The sequence below is a fragment of the Microbacterium indicum DSM 19969 genome (assembly GCF_000422385.1).
GTDB lineage: Bacteria > Actinomycetota > Actinomycetes > Actinomycetales > Microbacteriaceae > Microbacterium > Microbacterium indicum.
This window is the reverse complement of sequence record NZ_AULR01000014.1, coordinates 37,352-49,456: the sequence shown is the minus strand read 5'-3', so window position 1 is coordinate 49,456 and position 12,105 is coordinate 37,352. Positions and strand designations below refer to the sequence as shown.

The window sequence follows — 12,105 nt, the reverse complement described above, 5'->3', positions numbered from 1 at the left end:
CGGTGCTCGGATGCAAACGGAGAGAGCGGATGTCGTTTCAGGCCTACCTCGACACCATCGAGAAGAAGACGGGGCTCACGCCTCGCCAGCTCGTGGACATCCCCCACGACAAGGGCCTCGACGCCCCCGGCGTCAAGGCCGGAGAGATCCTCACCTGGCTCAAGGACGACTACGACCTCGGGCGCGGCCACGGGATGGCGCTCGTTCACGTGATCCAGAAGGGGCCGACGATCAGCTCGAAGCACGCCGGGACCGACGGCGCCCACCGCGACGAGTCCGAGACGCTCTGGCTCGACGGCGTCGCGACGAAACCCGCGAGCTGACGTGCCGCCGCGGCGGTCAGAGGACCTTCTTCACCACGCTCGACTTGAGCTGCATGCGGCCGAACCCGGGCACGTTCGCGTCGATGTCGTGATCGCCGACGCCGTCGGAGATCAGGCGGATGCCCTTGACCTTCGTGCCGACCTTGACGGTGCCGCCGCCTGCTCCCTTGACCTTGAGGTCCTTCACGACCGAGACCGTGTCGCCGTCCGAGAGCTCGTTGTTGCCGACTGCTTCCGTGATCGCGCGCGCAGCGTCGTCCGCCGGCGCGTCGGCGTCCGATCCTCTCGCGGCCCACTCGTGACCGCACATGGGGCACACGAGCAGGGCGCCCTGCTCGTACGTGAAGGATTCGCCGCATTCGGGGCAGTCGGGAAGGACGTCGGACACCGCGCCGGGCTCCCTCTCGTCCCCGCAACCGGGAGACGCTCGTCGTGATGATCCGGGGCCCCGCTGGCGGAGGCCCGGCCCGCCCGACCACAGCCATCGGTCCGCGAGCCGATCAATCCTAAGCGAACCTCTCCCGGCCGACGAGCCCGCGGGGCGCTCGCCGCCGCTCGATTCCTCGGGCGAGGTCGACACCGTGTGACAGGGTGGCCCCATGCCCGAGTACCGGATCGACGGCCTGGCGATCCACGGGATCCCCGACCTCTACGAGCAGTTCGACCGCGAGTTCATGCGCGAGGAGGACTGGCGCCTGGGCGAGAGCCTCGACGCGCTGGACGACGTCCTGTACCGACTCGACGCGGAGACGCGCGCCGGGGATCCCGCGATCGTCGCGTGGTGCGACCACGCGCGCGCCCGGGAGACCCTAGGCGTCGCCGCGACCGAGCGGTGGCTCGAGGGCAAGATCGCTCGGCCCGGGACCTTCGACGCCGACCGGTTCCGGGCCGACCTCGCGGCCCTCCGTGCGGGGACGGGGAAGACCTACTTCGAGATCGTGCTCGAGGTCTTCGGCGACCACCCCCTGATCGACCTGCGGCTGACGTAGGCCCGGTCGCACGGATCGCGGCGACCCGGTATCGGGAGGCCGGCGGATCCGCGAGCATCGGAGCATGACACGCGACGACGATACGAACGAGCAGAGCGTCGACCTCCTGATCGCGCATCACCAGGTCCTCGTGCGCGCCCGCCCCTACGACGACGGGCTCGCCCAGTGGGGGCCGGGCAACGGCGACCAGGGCGCCGTCCTCCACCCCGACTACCTCACGTTCGATCCGCTCCCCGAAGAGGCCTTCGGCGCCATGGTGCATCTGATGCTCGCCAGCGCGTTCTCGCCCGACCCCGACGCGGCCCGCAGCATCGTCGCGCCTTTCGCGGTCGCCGAACCGGGGGCCGTCGAGGTCGCCTCCGCCGCCGAGTCGTTCCCCGTCGAACTCGGCCTCGTCGCCGGAAGCTACGACGTGCACTTCGAGATCTGCGAGGGCGAAGACGAGGACGCGGAGATCTACTACCGCTTCACGTTCGTTCCGAATGCGTCACCCGCCGCCCCGCGCTTCCTGATCGACGACGAGTGGGGCGGCGAGGCCGGGCAGCCGCTCTGCACCGGCATGTTCTGATTCCGAGGCCCCGTTCGGGGCCGATGAGGCGGGAGGCCCGCGCGGTCCGATCCGTGCGCGCCTCCCGCCTCGCCGTCAGGCCTCGGATCCGGCCTCCGCCTACGCCGCGGCGAGCTCCTGGAACGCGTCGGGGTCCCACCCGACCGGGGCTCCGGCGAGCGCGGGCGCGAGGCGATCGATCGAGTAGTGGAGGCCGACGACGTCGCCGCGCCGGATCGCCATGTCGATGTCGGGCACGGAGTAGGTCGCGCCGAGCCGCGTTCCGCTGTCCACGCTCTCCAGCTCCCAGCGCATCCAGAATCCGGGGCTCGTGTGCGTGTGCTCGAGGAGGTTTGGCGCGTCGAGGCGGGTGATCTCGAACTCCATCGTCGGGAAGTCGACGTCGGGCCACTCGAAGACGATCTTCCCGCCCTCGCGGAGGTCGACGGTGATCTCGGCGGCCATGGGCGGCCACCAGTCTCCGAGGCGCTCGGGCTCGGTGATCGCGGCCCACACCTCGCCGATCGGGAAGGCGAGGCGGCGTTCGAACCGGACGCGTCCGCCGTCTGCGGTGCGTTCGATCGTTCCGGTGGGGCTGGGTGCGGTGCTCATGATGTCTCCTTCGTCGAGAGGGTTCTCGGTGCTGCTGTCGCCGTGCGTTCGAGGTGGCGTTCCAGGTTGTCGAGCCGGTTTGACCACTCGAGCCGGTAGGGCTCGAGCCACGCGTCCAGCTCCATGAGCGGCTGCGGTCGGAGCCGGTAGAACCGCCGTTGCGCGTCGCGCCGGACGTCCACCAGCCCGGCGTCGCGGAGCACCCGGAGATGCCTCGAGACGCCGGGCTGGTGCATCCCGACGATCTCGACGAGGTCTCCGACCGACCGTTCCTCGCCGCGGATGGCGTCGAGGATGCGCTGCCTCGTCGGTTCGGCGATGGCTTCCAGCAGGTCGGTCGAGATCATGTTCCCGACCATACGCCGTGCCATATATATGCGCAACCGTATTTATTGGACCCGCCGACGTATCCACTCGCGGCGAACTCCGCCGCACGGAGCCGGTCCGCGTGGTTGCCTGAGGAACATGAGGATCCTGATCCTGGGCGGCACCGCCTTCCTCGGGCGGCAGGTCGCCGTGGAAGCCGCGGCCCGCGGCCACGACGTGACGTGTCTAGCTCGCGGGACGCGCCCCGCGCCGGAGGGGATCGACCTGGTCGTCGCCGATCGGGATGACGATCGGGGTCTCGAGCCCGTGGCGGCCGGATCGTGGGACGCGGTCGTCGACGTCACCAGCCAGCCCGGACAGGCGCGCCGCGCCGTGCGGGACCTCGACGGCGCGCACTGGGTCTTCGTGTCGTCAGGAAACGTCTACGCGGACTTCGTGGATCTCGAGCAGGACGAGCGCTCGACGGTGCGCACCGCATTCGCGGGCGACGCCCTGGACGACATGGAGGCATACGGCGAGGCCAAGGTCGCGTGCGAAGCCGCCTTCCGCGCTGCCGCGGGATCCGCGACCATCGTCCGCCCCGGCCTGATCGGCGGCCCGGGCGACGAAACGGGCCGCAGCGGGTACTGGCCCTTGCGGTTCGCGCACCCCACCGGCGACGATGTGATCGCGCCCGACGACCCCGACTTCCCGTGCGCGATGATCGACGTCCGCGATCTCGCCGCATGGATCGTCCTGGCGGCGGAGCAGCACCTCGACGGCGTGTTCAACGCGACGGGCCCGACGACCGCGCTGAGAGATGTGCTCGCCGCATCTGCCGAGGTCGCGGGAAGCAGCACGCCCGCGAGACTCGTGTCAGGCGCCCAGCTCGCGGCTCTCGGAATCGGATCCTGGATGGGGCCCGCATCGCTCCCTCTGTGGATCGACGACCCGGGCTGGCGGGGCTTCGCGACGCTCGACACGACACGGGCGCGCGCGAACGGCCTCACCACGCGCCCCCTCCGCGAGACGCTGCGCGATGCGCTTGCCTTCGAGGAGAGCCGGGGCGGCCCGAGGCGAGCGGGCCTCGACGACGCCGACGAGCGCCGCGTGCGCGCCGCGCTCGAACTCCGAGGCTGAGCGCCGCCCTCGCTCTTCCTCATCACCCGGCCGCGGCGGCGGCCGATGGGACCACGCGGTATCGCGCGCACGCGAAGGCCCGATTGCGGGCCACGTCCACGAGTTCGAGATCGATTTCCCGGGGCAGCACCGGGCGCCCGGATCCGAGCATCACGGGAGCGAACTGCACCCACACCTCGTCGAGCAGGCCCGCGTCGGCGAACTGGCCGGCCACATCGCCGCCGCCGACGACCCAGATGTCGCTCTGCGCCGCGGCTTCGCGCACGGCGTCGAAGGAGTCGCTCACGTCTCCGCGCACGAGGCGTACGTCAGCGCCCGGAGGCGCGGCGAGCTCCCGCGTCGTCAGGACGAACGTCGGATGCGAGTACGGCCACTCGTCTTCCGCTTCGCGGAGCCACTCGTACGTGGACGACCCCATGACGAGTGCACCCATGCCCTCGATGAACGTCGTGTGGTTCATGGGGCCGTCCTGGTCGAAGTCCTGCCGGAACAGCCACTCGAGAGAGTGATCGGCCGTCGCGATGAAGCCGTCGAGGCTGCTCGATGTGTAGTAGTGGACCGTCATGGCGTCACGGTACCGAGAACCCCCGACATCGCCGGGACGAGGTATAGCGTGATCCCATGCCGTACGTCGTCGACTTCGTGAACGTATCCACGATCGGGCTGGAATCCTCGCCCCTCCCAGACGCGCTGGCGGGCCTCCGCGCCAACGAGGCGCGCTACATCCGCAACAAGTACGACCTCGACTTCACCACGGAGCCGGCCGAGGGGACCGACACCCTGGCGTGGGTCACGAAGATCCTGACCGACGAGCGCGGGATCGTCATCGCCTCCCCCGCGCTCGAGGTGGCTGAGCCTCCGATCCCCGGCATCCGCTGGGCATACGTGTTCTACGAGTCGGGTCTCGCGATCAACGTCCTCTACGAGCTCGCGGAAGGCGGCAAGCACGCCGTCGGCTTCAAGCTCTCCGACGGCATGGACGTCCCCGACGAGCTCGGCACCTTCAAGTTCGCGCGGCAGCAGTCGAAGCTCGCCGGCACGATCCGCGGCTCCTACTTCGTGATCAAGGGCGAGTACTGACCCGGCGGCGCGCGGTCACCCTCCCGATCGTCTGCTGACCGCGCGGCCCGAGGATCCGGAGGGCCCGGGTACAGGCGGCGCGAGCCCCAAGCAACCGGGGGTCGGACCGGAACGCGACCGAGCGCGCACGATAATTGGTCCATGGGCGGTGCGAACGCGGGAGTGCGGTTGTCGGTGACCGGTCCGGACAGCCACGTGCTGACCCTGGATCCCGGGGTGGGGCTGCTGCAGATCGGCCCGGACGCGCCTGCCGACGCGGCCTGCGCTCTGCGGGTGGCGGCGGACGAGATCATCGACTGGTCGTGCTTCGACCGGTTCGCGGACCCGTCCGGGGCGGCGTGGCCGCGCGTGATCAGGTACCACGGGGACGACGCCGGGTTCTTCGCCTGGTCGGCGCACCGCCGCATCGAGTCCGTGGTCTGGTCCCCCACGCACGGCCGGACGGTCGACGCCGCCGCGGCGCAGATCGATCACCTGCTGATCGACGTGCCCGACGAACCGCTCTCGCTCGTCCTCCCGGAACGGGCGATGCGTTCCCTGACTCTTCGAGGTCACCTCGACCGGTTCCGCGCCGTCGCCGGCGCCCCCGGCATGCTGACGCTGTCTCCGGACACCGGGACGGCCCGCGGCGCATCGACGACCGCGGTCACCGTGGCCGCGCCTCCCGGGCTGCGCGAGATCGGCGGTCTGAGTCTTTCGCACGGGCCACTCGAAGCCCCGATCAGCTTGACGAGCCTGCACGCCTGGCCGAACCTGACCCATCTGCAGCTGCGCGGATCCTTCACCGACTTCGACGCACTGACGCGGCTCCCGAACCTGACCCGCCTCGAGCTGCGCTATGTACCCGACCTCGAGGGCTTCCCGCCCTTGGCGACCTTCCCGCAGTTGGAGACCTTCATCGCCTTCAACGTCGACCAGGCAGCCGGCAGGCAGCTGCGGGCCGACGTGCGCGCCGTCTCCCGGCAGCGGCCCCTTCGGTATTCGTCCGTGTCTCAGCTGCGATCCCGGGAATGGTTCGTCGCCGAGTACGGACTCCCCTACGGCGGATGGGAGCCCGAGAGCCTGCAGAAGAAGGCGATCCGCGCCCACCGAGCTGCACAGAAGGCCCTCGCGTCTGCGACCACGGCAGAGGAAGCCGAGCAGGCGCTCGTACGCTTCACGACCGCCTTCAACGACCTGCCGGGAATCGACACCGGCGAGAGGGAGGATCTCGGCGAGGCCGTCGACCAGCTCGTCGCAGCCGAACACGCGTCTGCCCTCGTCGGCCGCGAACGCGCCCGGGAGATCTTCGACGCCCACCGCGACTAATGACCACCCGGGGTTCCCCGGCGCATCCAGGCAGGCCGGACTCGTCCACGACGAATTCGCCATCACGCCCGACCGAACTCTCGCGTGCACGGATCCTCTCCCATTCGCATGACTCGGAGAACGGGACGACTTGCTCTCGACAGTCCAAGCAGCCGAACGAGACGCGGCCGCGATCGCAAGGGCCTCCGTCCCGATGACGATCTCGCGGCGCGCGCATCCCACGTGTGGGCGAAGATCTCGATCGAATGACGCTTCACACGTCCACAGTCCACGGGTCCACCAGCTCGACGCCGGTGTGCTGGAAATCCTTCACATTGCGCGTAGCGCAGGTCGCCCCGTGCGCCAAGCAGATCGCCGCGATTTGAGCGTCGGCGGTACTGACCGGCGCGCCTGCTGCCTCACGCGACGCGAGCACCTCCGTGTATCGCTCCGCCGCGTCAGCATCGAATGCGAGCACCGACCGGCTCCCCCGATACGGCGCTACCGCTTGCTCGATGCCCGGCGCCAGCTCGTCTTTGCGTCGGCCGTCTGGGAGCCTGCGCACACCCGCAAGCAGCTCCGCGAGCGTGATGGAGGTGATTGCGACGTCGCCCGTCAGCGACACGAGCCACTCGACGACACGAGGCTCCGGCGAGGACCGAAAGATCTCCGAGATGACGTTCGTGTCGATGACGATCATTCGAACTCCGCCGCCCGTGCGACATCATCGCGCGTCGGAACCGGCAGCTCGTCGACCCCGCCAAGTTCCCGTGCCACGTCCAGAAGAGCCATGCCGATATGCGGCCGTCGAGCGGCCTTCGTCAGGATGTCGCGAACCTCGGCCTCCATGGACCGCCCGTGCTCCTTCGCCTGCGATGCGAGCTGCTGCTTCACGCGGTCATCGAGACCACGCACGATGATGGATGACATCAGAGACACGCCCTTCTGCTATCAATCATGATAGCGCGGATTACTCGGCACGGAAAGACAAAAATGAGACAACGAAGCCCCGCCGATCACGACGATCGACGGGGCCAGCGGAGCAGGATCAGCCCGCATCACACGTTAAAGCGGAACTCCACCACGTCGCCGTCCTGCATGACGTATTCCTTGCCCTCCATGCGGACGCGGCCGGCGGCCTTGGCGTCGGCCATGGATCCGTACTGGTCGAGGTCGGCGAACGACACGATCTCAGCCTTGATGAATCCGCGCTCGAAGTCGGAGTGGATCACGCCGGCGGCCTGCGGGGCGGTCGCACCCTGCGGGATCGTCCAGGCGCGCGCCTCCTTCGGGCCAGCCGTCAGGTAGGTCTGCAGTCCGAGGGTCTCGAAGCCGACGCGGGCCAGCTGGTCGAGACCGGACTCCTCCTGGCCGAGCGACTGCAGCATCTCGAGCGCCTCATCGGGCTCGAGCCCGATGAGCTCCGACTCGACCTGCGCGTCGAGGAACACGGCCTTGGCGGGGGCGACGAGATCCGCGAGCTCGCGCATGCGGTCGGCATCGGTGAGGACGCCCTCGTCGACGTTGAAGACGAAGAGCGTGGGCTTCGCCGTCAGGAGGCCGAGCTCCTTGACGGGAGTCGTGTCGAAGCCGGCCTGGAAGAGCGTCTTGCCCGACTCGAGGACCGCGAGGGCCTCCTTCGCCGCCGCGAGGGTCGCCGGGTCGGTCTTCTTGCCCTTGACCTCCTTCTCGACGCGCGGGATCGCCTTCTCGAGGGTCTGCATGTCGGCGAGCATCAGCTCGGTGTTGATGGTCTCCATGTCGGCGGCCGGGTCGACCTTGCCGTCGACGTGCGTGACGTCGCCGTCGGTGAACCCGCGCACGACCTGCGCGATCGCATCGGCCTCGCGGATGTTCGCGAGGAACTGGTTGCCGAGCCCCTCGCCCTCGCTCGCACCGCGCACGATGCCCGCGATGTCGACGAACGACACGGGAGCGTAGAGGCTCTTCTGCGATCCGAAGATCTCGGCCAGGCGGTCGAGGCGCGGGTCGGGCAGCTCGACGACGCCGACGTTCGGCTCGATCGTCGCGAACGGGTAGTTCGCCGCGAGCACGGTGTTCTTGGTCAGAGCGTTGAAGAGCGTGGACTTGCCGACGTTGGGCAGGCCGACGATGCCGATAGTGAGAGCCACGACACGCCAGTTTACGTGTGCGCCGCCCTTCGAATGTCAGAGCTTCGGGTGAGGCTTGTCACATGGACGTTCTGACAGTGGTTCTCGTGGTCGTGGCGCTCGCGGCGGGCGGCGCGATCGGGTGGTTCGCGCGGTCCTCCCGCGTCGCGGCGGCCGAGGCCGAGGCGGCGGGCCTGCGCGACGCCCTCGACCGGCAGGAGAGCTACGCGAGCAGCGAGCGCGCGGCCGCCGCGCAACGCGATTCGCGCGAGAACGCCGTCGTCACGGCGCTCGCCCCGGTGCAGGAGAGCCTGCTCCGCGTCCAGATGCGCGTGGATCAGATGGAGCGCGAGCGGCAGATGCAGTTCGGGCAGGTCGCCGAGCAGCTGCGCGGCGCTCGCGTCGCCGACGAGCAGCTGCGGCAGACGACCGAGTCGCTCGCCGGGGCGCTGCGCTCGAACCAGACCCGCGGCGTGTGGGGCGAGGCGCAGCTGCGCCGCATCGTCGAGTCGGCGGGTCTCCTCGCCCGCGTCGACTTCGATGTGCAGGCGTCGATATCGTCCGATGCGGGCGCCGGGCGCCCCGACATGCTCGTGCGCCTGCCGGGCGGCGCATCGATCGCGGTCGACGCCAAGGCTCCGCTCGACGCGTTCCTCGACGCGTCGGCGATCCCCGAGACCGCGACGGGAGACGATGCGGCCCGGCGCGACGATCTCATGCAGCGGCACGTCAAGGCGGTCCGCGCCCACGTCGACACGCTCGCGCGCAAGGCCTACTGGGCGGGCGTCGACACCTCGCCCGAGTTCGTGATCTGCTTCATCCCCAGCGAGTCGGTGCTCTCGGCTGCCCTCGCCGAGGATCCCGCGCTCATGGAGTACGCCTTCGGCAAGCGCGTCGCGCTCGCCTCCCCCGTGAACCTCTGGGCCGTCCTCAAGACGGTGTCCTACGCCTGGAGCCAGCAGCAGGTCAGCGATGAGGCGAAGACGCTGCTGCAGCTCGGCACGCAGCTCTACGACCGACTCGGATCCCTCGCCGGCCACACCGACGCCATGCGGCGGGCGATCGAGCGCACCGTCGACGCCTACAACGGGCTCGTCGGATCCCTCGAGTCGCGCGTTCTCGTGACGGCGCGACGGTTCCCCGGCATCGACGACACGAAGCTCGACGCCGCGCAGGCCCCCGCCCTCATCGAAAAGCAGCCCCGGCGCACGACGGCGCCGGAGCTGCTCTCACCGGAAGGAGCTGTGCTCAGCCCGGAATCAGATTGAGGCCCGCGAGCACGATGGCCGACACGGCGAGGAAACCGCCGATCGCCCACCAGACGCTCGGCTCGGTCCCCTCCGGGCGGCGCCGGCGGAAGAGGACGTCGGGGCGACGTGCCGGATCCTGTGCATGGGCCACCACGGCGCGCGCGCCGGCTGACTGGTTCTGCTCGGTTCCATCGGCCATGGTCGCCATCTTCTCACGCCGCTCCGCCGAGCCTCACGAAGAACGCCCAGTCAGAGCCACTTCGACTCGAGGTGCTCGCTCGAGATGCGGCGGAGCGTCCCCGAGTGCCCGCGCAGGACGACGCTCTCGGTGAAGAGGTAGCCGCCGCGGCGGTGCACGCCCTCCACCAGGGCGCCGTCCGTCACGCCCGTCGCGACGAAGATCGTGTCGTCGCTCGTGACGAGCTCGTCGGCCGAGAGGACCGCGTCGACGTCGAGGCCCGCATCGATCGCGCGCTGGCGCTCGTCGTCGTCGAGCGGAGCGAGGCGCCCCTGGATGAAGCCGCCGAGCGCCTTGATCGCGCACGCCGTCACGATGCCCTCGGGGCTGCCGCCGATGCCCACGCACATGTCGGTGCGCGCGTCGTGGCGCGCGGCGTTGATGCCGCCCGCGACGTCGCCGTCGCTCATGAGGCGGGTTCCGGCGCCCGTCTCGCGGATGTCGGCGATGAGCTGCTCGTGGCGCGGCCGGTCGAGGACCGAAACCACCATCTCCTCGACGGGCTTGCCGAGCGCCGCCGCGAGCGCGCGGATGTTCTCGCCGATGGGCTTGCGGATGTCGACGACGCCGTGGCCCGCGGGGCCCGTGACGATCTTGTCCATGTAGAAGACGCTCGACGCGTCGAGCATCGCGCCGCGCGGGGCCATCGCGATCACCGAAAGAGCGTTGTTGCGGCCCGCGGCCGTGAGGCTCGTGCCGTCGATCGGGTCGACCGCGATGTCGTATGCGCGGCCGCGACCGGTTCCCACCGACTCGCCGTTGAACAGCATGGGGGCGCGGTCCTTCTCGCCCTCGCCGATCACGACGCGGCCGTCGAACTCGACGGTCGCGAGGAAGGCGCGCATGGCGTCGACGGCCGCGCCGTCGGCGAGCTCCTTCTGGCCGCGGCCGATGAACGGAACGGAGCGGATCGCCGCGGCCTCCGTCGCGCGCACGAGCTCGAGCGCGATGTTGCGGTCGGGCTGCAGGGGAATCAGGTCGCTGGTGTCACGGATCTCGTGTTCTGCCATCACTCCGTCGACGCTAGCCCCGAGACGCGAAGAAGGGCCTGCTTTCGCCTCCTCGAAGCGAGAAAGAATCGGCGATCTTTCGATTCGACGCGAGGTTTCTCGCGCGCCCGGAGAGCCCTAGGCTGAAGGGGCATTCGCCCCCCTCTCGAAGGAGCATCGTCATGCCGGTCGCAACCCCGGATCAGTACGCGGAGATGTTCGCGAAGGCCAAGCAGAGCGGCTTCGCCTTCCCCGCCTTCAACGTCTCGAGCTCGCAGACCATCAACGCCGTCCTCCAGGGCCTGACCGAGGCGGGATCCGACGGCATCCTCCAGGTCACGACCGGCGGCGCCGACTACTTCGCCGGCCACACGGTGAAGGGCCGCGCGACGGGCGCGATCGCGATGGCGCAGTACGTGCGCCAGGTCGCGAAGAACTACCCCATCACGGTCGCGATCCACACCGATCACTGCCCGCAGAACGCGCTCGACAGCTTCCTGCTCCCCGTCCTCGCCGAGAGCGAGGCGCAGGTGAAGGCCGGCGGCGAGCCGATCTTCAACTCGCACATGTGGGACGGCTCGGCCGTTCCCCTCGACGAGAACATCGAGATCGCGAAGCAGCTGCTCCCCCGCACGCACGCGATCGGAGCGATCCTCGAGATCGAGGTCGGCGTCGTCGGCGGCGAGGAGGACGGCGTCGCACACGAGGGCTCGAACGATGCGCTCTACACGACGGTGGGCGACGTCACGAAGGCCGTCGAGGCGCTCGGCCTCGGCGAGCAGGGCCGCTACATCTCGGCCCTCACGTTCGGCAACGTCCACGGCGTCTACAAGCCGGGCGGCGTCAAGCTGCGCCCCGAGCTCCTGGGCGAGATCCAGGAGGGCATCGCCGCGAAGTTCGGCACGGGCGAGAAGCCGCTCGACCTCGTCTTCCACGGCGGATCGGGATCCTCGGCCGAGGAGATCGCCACGGCCGTCGCGAACGGCGTCATCAAGATGAACATCGACACCGACACGCAGTACGCGTTCACCCGCTCGATCGCGGGCTACATGTACGAGAACTACGCCGGCGTGCTCAAGGTCGACGGCGAGGTCGGCGACAAGAAGAAGTACGACCCGCGCGCGTGGGGCAAGGTCGCCGAGACGGCGATGGCCGCCCGCGTGATCGAGGCGACCGAGCAGCTCGGATCGCACGGCAGGTCGCTCAGCGCCTGATACGACGACAACGGCCCCG

17 protein-coding genes are annotated in these 12,105 nt (G+C 69.7%); 8 read left to right on the top strand and 9 right to left on the bottom strand.

All coding sequences use genetic code 11. From position 1 onward, the window contains the following. Positions 1 to 29 precede the first annotated feature (29 nt). Complete coding sequence (locus H576_RS0110195) at positions 30 to 323, top strand: DUF4287 domain-containing protein (RefSeq protein ID WP_029150857.1); 294 nt, start codon at positions 30 to 32, stop codon at positions 321 to 323. 16 nt (positions 324 to 339) lie between these two features. On the opposite strand, the gene H576_RS17165 is transcribed toward H576_RS0110195, so the two are convergent. Further along, positions 340 to 711, bottom strand: a complete 372-nt coding sequence (locus H576_RS17165; RefSeq protein WP_029150856.1) for a zinc ribbon domain-containing protein YjdM — start codon at positions 709 to 711, stop codon at positions 340 to 342. Between the two features lie 211 nt (positions 712 to 922). Between H576_RS17165 and H576_RS0110185 the strand changes: the two genes are divergently transcribed. Beyond that, a complete protein-coding gene (locus H576_RS0110185) occupies positions 923 to 1,312 on the top strand; it encodes a barstar family protein (protein WP_029150855.1) in 390 nt (129 codons plus the stop codon). A 64-nt stretch (positions 1,313 to 1,376) separates the two neighbouring features. After that, complete coding sequence (comJ, locus tag H576_RS0110180) at positions 1,377 to 1,880, top strand: competence protein ComJ (protein ID WP_029150854.1); 504 nt, start codon at positions 1,377 to 1,379, stop codon at positions 1,878 to 1,880. 99 nt (positions 1,881 to 1,979) lie between these two features. On the opposite strand, the gene H576_RS0110175 is transcribed toward comJ, so the two are convergent. Together H576_RS0110175 and H576_RS15310 are read right to left on the bottom strand one after the other, a co-directional pair. Beyond that, positions 1,980 to 2,471: an SRPBCC family protein gene (locus tag H576_RS0110175; RefSeq protein WP_029150853.1), complete on the bottom strand. Its 492-nt coding sequence runs from the start codon at positions 2,469 to 2,471 to the stop codon at positions 1,980 to 1,982. Next, positions 2,468 to 2,818, bottom strand: coding sequence for an ArsR/SmtB family transcription factor (locus H576_RS15310; protein ID WP_051172607.1), 351 nt, complete (start codon positions 2,816 to 2,818; stop codon positions 2,468 to 2,470). The genes H576_RS0110175 and H576_RS15310 overlap by 4 nt, the downstream gene beginning before the upstream one ends. Positions 2,819 to 2,936: 118 nt before the next feature. Between H576_RS15310 and H576_RS0110165 the strand changes: the two genes are divergently transcribed. Further along, the gene (locus H576_RS0110165) at positions 2,937 to 3,917 is read left to right on the top strand and encodes an NAD-dependent epimerase/dehydratase family protein (protein WP_029150852.1); all 981 of its coding nucleotides are present in this window, start codon (positions 2,937 to 2,939) and stop codon (positions 3,915 to 3,917) included. A gap of 22 nt (positions 3,918 to 3,939) precedes the next feature. On the opposite strand, the gene H576_RS0110160 is transcribed toward H576_RS0110165, so the two are convergent. After that, the gene (locus tag H576_RS0110160; protein ID WP_029150851.1) at positions 3,940 to 4,482 is read right to left on the bottom strand and encodes a dihydrofolate reductase family protein; all 543 of its coding nucleotides are present in this window, start codon (positions 4,480 to 4,482) and stop codon (positions 3,940 to 3,942) included. 56 nt (positions 4,483 to 4,538) lie between these two features. Between H576_RS0110160 and H576_RS0110155 the strand changes: the two genes are divergently transcribed. Continuing rightward, the gene (locus H576_RS0110155; protein ID WP_029150850.1) at positions 4,539 to 4,997 is read left to right on the top strand and encodes a hypothetical protein; all 459 of its coding nucleotides are present in this window, start codon (positions 4,539 to 4,541) and stop codon (positions 4,995 to 4,997) included. Between the two features lie 174 nt (positions 4,998 to 5,171). Next, positions 5,172 to 6,305, top strand: a complete 1,134-nt coding sequence (locus H576_RS15305; protein WP_156888200.1) for a hypothetical protein — start codon at positions 5,172 to 5,174, stop codon at positions 6,303 to 6,305. Positions 6,306 to 6,558: 253 nt separating this feature from the next. On the opposite strand, the gene H576_RS0110145 is transcribed toward H576_RS15305, so the two are convergent. The 3 genes from H576_RS0110145 to ychF all read right to left on the bottom strand — a co-directional run bounded on the left by H576_RS0110145 (position 6,559) and on the right by ychF (position 8,416). Beyond that, a complete protein-coding gene (locus tag H576_RS0110145) occupies positions 6,559 to 6,984 on the bottom strand; it encodes a type II toxin-antitoxin system VapC family toxin (protein ID WP_029150849.1) in 426 nt (141 codons plus the stop codon). After that, positions 6,981 to 7,214 (bottom strand): FitA-like ribbon-helix-helix domain-containing protein, encoded by a 234-nt coding sequence (locus H576_RS0110140; protein WP_029150848.1) that lies wholly within the window; start codon positions 7,212 to 7,214, stop codon positions 6,981 to 6,983. The genes H576_RS0110145 and H576_RS0110140 overlap by 4 nt, the downstream gene beginning before the upstream one ends. A gap of 128 nt (positions 7,215 to 7,342) precedes the next feature. Continuing rightward, the gene (gene ychF, locus H576_RS0110135; protein ID WP_029150847.1) at positions 7,343 to 8,416 is read right to left on the bottom strand and encodes a redox-regulated ATPase YchF; all 1,074 of its coding nucleotides are present in this window, start codon (positions 8,414 to 8,416) and stop codon (positions 7,343 to 7,345) included. Between the two features lie 62 nt (positions 8,417 to 8,478). On the opposite strand from ychF, the gene H576_RS15300 reads away from it, so the two are divergent. Beyond that, positions 8,479 to 9,663, top strand: coding sequence for a DNA recombination protein RmuC (locus H576_RS15300; protein WP_084502676.1), 1,185 nt, complete (start codon positions 8,479 to 8,481; stop codon positions 9,661 to 9,663). Here the strand turns inward: H576_RS15300 and H576_RS0110125 are convergent. After that, positions 9,644 to 9,844: a hypothetical protein gene (locus tag H576_RS0110125; RefSeq protein ID WP_051172590.1), complete on the bottom strand. Its 201-nt coding sequence runs from the start codon at positions 9,842 to 9,844 to the stop codon at positions 9,644 to 9,646. The genes H576_RS15300 and H576_RS0110125 overlap by 20 nt on opposite strands. Positions 9,845 to 9,894: 50 nt before the next feature. Further along, positions 9,895 to 10,893, bottom strand: a complete 999-nt coding sequence (gene glpX / locus H576_RS0110120) for a class II fructose-bisphosphatase (protein WP_036320416.1) — start codon at positions 10,891 to 10,893, stop codon at positions 9,895 to 9,897. 161 nt (positions 10,894 to 11,054) lie between these two features. Between glpX and fbaA the strand changes: the two genes are divergently transcribed. Further along, entirely contained in the window at positions 11,055 to 12,086 is a 1,032-nt protein-coding gene (gene fbaA, locus H576_RS0110115; protein WP_029150844.1) for a class II fructose-bisphosphate aldolase, read from the top strand. Positions 12,087 to 12,105: the final 19 nt, after the last annotated feature.